At 39.3% G+C, this 4,647-nt stretch carries 3 protein-coding genes; 2 read left to right on the top strand and 1 reads right to left on the bottom strand.

Features of this window, described 5'->3' with window-relative positions; translation table 11 throughout:
• Positions 1 to 518: 518 nt before the first annotated feature.
• A complete protein-coding gene (locus AC1DVB_RS25320) occupies positions 519 to 1,415 on the top strand; it encodes a DMT family transporter (protein ID WP_430756662.1) in 897 nt (298 codons plus the stop codon).
• Between the two features lie 159 nt (positions 1,416 to 1,574).
• On the opposite strand, the gene AC1DVB_RS25315 is transcribed toward AC1DVB_RS25320, so the two are convergent.
• Positions 1,575 to 3,368, bottom strand: coding sequence for a laminin G domain-containing metallophosphoesterase family protein (locus AC1DVB_RS25315; RefSeq protein ID WP_057276160.1), 1,794 nt, complete (start codon positions 3,366 to 3,368; stop codon positions 1,575 to 1,577).
• A 410-nt stretch (positions 3,369 to 3,778) separates the two neighbouring features.
• Between AC1DVB_RS25315 and AC1DVB_RS25310 the strand changes: the two genes are divergently transcribed.
• Positions 3,779 to 4,528 carry a class I SAM-dependent methyltransferase gene (locus AC1DVB_RS25310; RefSeq protein WP_477591522.1) on the top strand — a complete coding sequence of 250 codons (750 nt, stop codon included), beginning with the start codon at positions 3,779 to 3,781 and terminating at the stop codon, positions 4,526 to 4,528.
• The last annotated feature ends 119 nt before the right edge of the window (positions 4,529 to 4,647 follow it).

Here is a 4,647-nt window from a genome sequence, read left to right as displayed (position 1 = left end):
AAAAAAATGTTCCAGTCGATTTCAGAAATCCGCTCCCTTTCCGCCGACTGCCTGCCAAGCCTCCTCGACGCAAGCGTCTGCGGTGTCTCGGCTAGCCAGTAATTCGGCAGGAGTGTCGCAAATTTCTTCAATCCAATAAGGATTACAGTGAAAAAAATTTAGGTAGAACTCTCCAGGCACTCCCTTTCCGCAGGCAGTCCGCCCTCAGCGCAATTGCGCCTTCGGGGTCTCACTGGAAACGCTTTTCCCGCAGGAGTCTCGCACATCCGCTCCAATCAACTTGTTTTGACTATATAACTATTTGGTTTAGTATGCTTTTCAAACCTGATCCATCTTTTAACAAAGCTCTCAAATCCAATCCCAAATGGAATAGAATTTCTTCAGCGATGGTTACAACACAGAATGTACTTAAATTCGTTATTTTACTGTGACACTTCACAGCGAGATAGAAATTTTATTGAAGTTCTCACGTATCCATGATACCTTCAATTTATAGGGATGGTTGGGAGGAATAGGTTTTGAACACTAAGGCATTTTTATTGGCATCTATAACAGTAATTATTTGGGGCTCTACATTCGCTGCTATTCGTGCAAGCTTGCATGGCGGATATTCAGCCGGTCATTTGGTACTTGTTCGTTATCTTATAGCATCAGGAGTTTTTATCCTTTATGCTCTCTGGCCTGGGGTGAAATTTCGACTCCCGAAAAAAGAGGATTTGTTGAGGATTTCGATCCTTGCATTTATTGGCATTAGTATTTACCATGTCGGGGTGACATTCGGGGAACAAACGGTTTCGGCGGGAACGGCTGGAATGCTGATCGGTTCAGCACCTGTCTTCATCGCGATCATTGCTGCGTTCGTTTTAAAAGAACGCCTCGGACTATACGGATGGATTGGTTTAGGAATTGGATTCACAGGGATCACCTTAATAACATTAGGTACCGCAGGACCTTCCCTGACTATTTCTGAAGGAGCTTTTTTAGTACTGATGTCAGCTATTGCTTCTGCGGTGTTTTTTGTTTTCCAAAAGCCACTGTTTAGCCGTTATAATCCGATTGAATTGACAGCTTACTTCACATGGATCGGTACAATACCCTTTTTTATATTTTTTCCTGGGCTATTTCAAGAAATTCAACATGCTACTTTGGAAGGTCATTTATCAGCGATTTTTGTTGGTATTTTCCCTGCGGCCATCGGTTATGTAACTTGGGCAGTCGCTTTATCATTAGGAAAAGCCAGTTCCGTTTCCAGTTTGTTGTACATTGAACCTGTGATTGCCATTTTCGTCGCTTGGGTTTGGCTGCAGGAAGTACCTAGTACCCTTTCAGTCATTGGCGGCAGTATTGCGATATTGGGGGTCCTTGTCGTTAATGGTTTCGGAAAGTATAAATCAGTGGTGAAAAAAGCAGCATGAAAACCAGAAAAAATAGCAGCATCCCAGATCATCATGAATGAACGTATATCCTTCTTGGACGACTCAACACATAGGAGGGCATCCTAATAAAAGGAATTCACCCAGGTTGATGAGGTTAATCAGATACACCTGGGGAATTAGATTTTTCCGACCTGTTCATTACCTGAAATTAAATCTATGTTTAAAGTCCCATTCCAATTTAAATGAATTATTTTCACCTGTTAAAAATTTATAATCAATATAGGACTTTTCTTTCCTAGTCATTCCGTCAACATATGGGGAATAAGTACGGAATAATAATACATTTTTCTTTTCATCAAATTCTACAAGCCTTAGCCAGCCATTTCCCCCTCGATAATTCGTTTGGTAATTGACCAGCATTTGAATGACATCATTTCCTGCTGAGTTTTGTTTTACCCGATGCGCTATCCCATAAAAATGTCCATTAACCGTCATGAACACTTGATTATGGTTCTTTACAAGTTCATCCCATATCAGCCGGCCATTGGACGAATCGGCGGCAATGGTTTTATCATCTTTAACTTTCGGAAAAATAATATCATGTGAGACGAGGATTGTCGGTTTATCTTTATGCCGTTCCAGAACTTTTTTTGACCATTCCAAGTCCTTATGGAGATTTTTCATATCCACGATTAAAACTAAGTATTCATAACTCCCTGCCTTAGCGATTGCATATGAGCTATACCCAGAGGGAGCCGATCCCTTATAGTAGTTTTTATTCATAAAACGCTGTGGCCCATAATGTGTTAAAAAAGGATCTCCGGCAGCATAGTCATGATTCCCAGCCGCCATCATATATGGAATTTCCTTTTTATCCAAAAGGGATATGGCTCTGAGCGAATTCTGCCATTGTTTTTCTGAATCACTATCGACAATGTCACCAACAAATGTATTCATGATAATATTGTTCTTCTTGGTGTTATTAGATATCCAGTTCATTTGACTATTGAAAATCTCAGGATTTTGGCTTGAATATTTTTGGGTATCTGGAATAAAGAGGAAATTATAATTCTTCTTATTCGTTAGAATGGGGAAGGACTTGTTTGATCCTTCAAAGGGTTCATCGTCACGAGCATCCTGTACTAGCCATTCTTTTTCAGTTAATGCCTTATTGGCAATTCGTATTTCCTGGATATTCCCTCCGAAAAGCGCATCCAACTTATTTCCCCATTCTGTTGCACCGATATTCCAGCCTTTACCTTTTACTGCTGCAATACCTATGGCCTTTTCTGATTCTCCATAATCACTAACGCCATTTAAAGTTAGAGTCGTTGTGCTACCATCATTAACGACTGCCAAATGGTACCATTCACCAGCATTTAAAGAACGAGACCAATTGCTTACATTATAGTTTAAATTGGATGGATGGCTTGTCCAGTGCAATTTTTGATCACTGGATATAGATAAAGCAGAAAGGGTTTTTTTCTCGCCTTCCATTTTATTAAGATCTGCCGCCTGTCCTTGTCTTGAAAAAAGCCCCATGTCACCTTTGGGGTTCCTTGGCATCTTAAATACCAATTCAATGGTAAAACCCCTATCGAAATTCTCTGAATTGATAGGTGCATCCCGTATGGTTTTAAAATACCTTCCTGCAGGGGCGTTTTCGTAATTGGCGAATTTCAAGCTATTAACTTTATCTTGAGCGTAATAATCTTCTTCAGACCATTTCAACATTTTTTTTAATTCGGGTGATGCAGGGTCACCTATCGTCACTAACTCTAAATCATTTCCTTGTTTGGTTGTATCTTCAATAATTAAATTACCTTTATCGATTGAACCGCTTTTAACATGTTGTTTTGTGAATTTCCAATTTGCAACGATACTGCTCCGATCATTTTCAGCAACGGAATTTAAAGAATCGGCTGACTTGGCAATACCAGGAACAATCATACATAAGAGTGAGAGACCTATAAATGCTTTTTTCATTCTCATAAACATCACCCCGTTACATTTTGATTAAGCGATATACATTTATCCTTTTTACTACCTGAATTAATTTGTAGCGTACTAAGCCAAGGTAGATTCCGTACAGCTGTAATATGGTATAGTTTGCTTATCTTCTCGATAACTTATTAAGGATGAGTAAAAAAGTCTTATTACTAAAAAAGACATTAGGAGATAAGGCCTAATGCCTACAATTTGAAATCAAGGATAACAACTAATTTGAAGTATTTTGTTCTTTAGGGGGAGGGTAGGAAAACAAGCAATATGTTAGTATTAGGACAGTGATCCATCAAGATAATGAGGTGAAAAAAATGGTGAGAAGGAGATAGGTAGCCTCCTGTAATAGATGTGGTATAAATCTTAGGAGGCTATCTTGAATTATAGGAGATGTATGAATTATGAAACAAAATAAATATGATGATGCAAATTTCTTTTCTGCGTATGAGCAAATGCCACGATCAGTCAAAGGACTTGAAGCTGCCGGAGAATGGCATGTATTAAAAGAGCTAATGCCAAATCTGCGTAATAAAACGGTACTTGATTTGGGCTGCGGTTTCGGCTGGCATTGCCGATTTGCCCGAGAGCAACAGGCAAGTTCCGTCGTTGGTGTGGATATTTCCGACAATATGCTTCAAAGAGCACGTGAAAAAACGGATGACCCTTGTATTTCATATATTAAAATGCCGATTGAAGATATCGATTTTTCCGGCTCTGAATTTGATGTCGTTATCAGTTCATTGGCTTTTCATTACATTAAGTCATATGAGGCAATCTGCAAAAAGGTCCATGATTGTTTAAAGCCTGGAGGCACTTTTGTTTTCTCGGTTGAACATCCAATCTTTACTTCTCGCAACGAACAAGCTTGGTATGACGATGATCACGGCAATCATCTGCATTGGCCAGTTGACAACTATCAGTACGAAGATGTGAGAGAAACAACCTTCTTAACCGAAAACGTAGTAAAGTATCATCGAACGATTTCAACATATATGAATGACTTGATTGGTGCTGGTTTCAGCATAAAGGCAGTAAAGGAACCGATGCCTTCTGATGACATGTTAAAAAGTGTTCCTGAAATGAAAGATGAAAATCGAAGGCCCATGTTTTTAATGATCTCAGCAGTAAAGGAACCGAAAATAATGAAGTAAACGAAAAAAAGGCGTTTCTACGAAAGTAGGGACGCCTCAGACTGTAGACAAACTCGATGTAAATCGAGTTTGTCTATTTTTATGGCTTGTACAATTTGGACGTTGATTTCCACTCTAGG

It is taken from the genome of Peribacillus sp. P4_D6 (assembly GCF_056401795.1).
The sequence above is the reverse complement of the archived record's forward strand: the minus strand, read 5'-3'. Positions and strand labels throughout refer to the sequence as shown.

Coding starts and splice junctions, on each gene's coding strand:
- AC1DVB_RS25315 (WP_057276160.1), bottom strand. CDS start 3,368: ATGAGAATGAAAAAAGCATTTATAGGTCTCTCACTCTTATGTATGATT.
- AC1DVB_RS25310 (WP_477591522.1), top strand. CDS start 3,779: ATGAAACAAAATAAATATGATGATGCAAATTTCTTTTCTGCGTATGAG.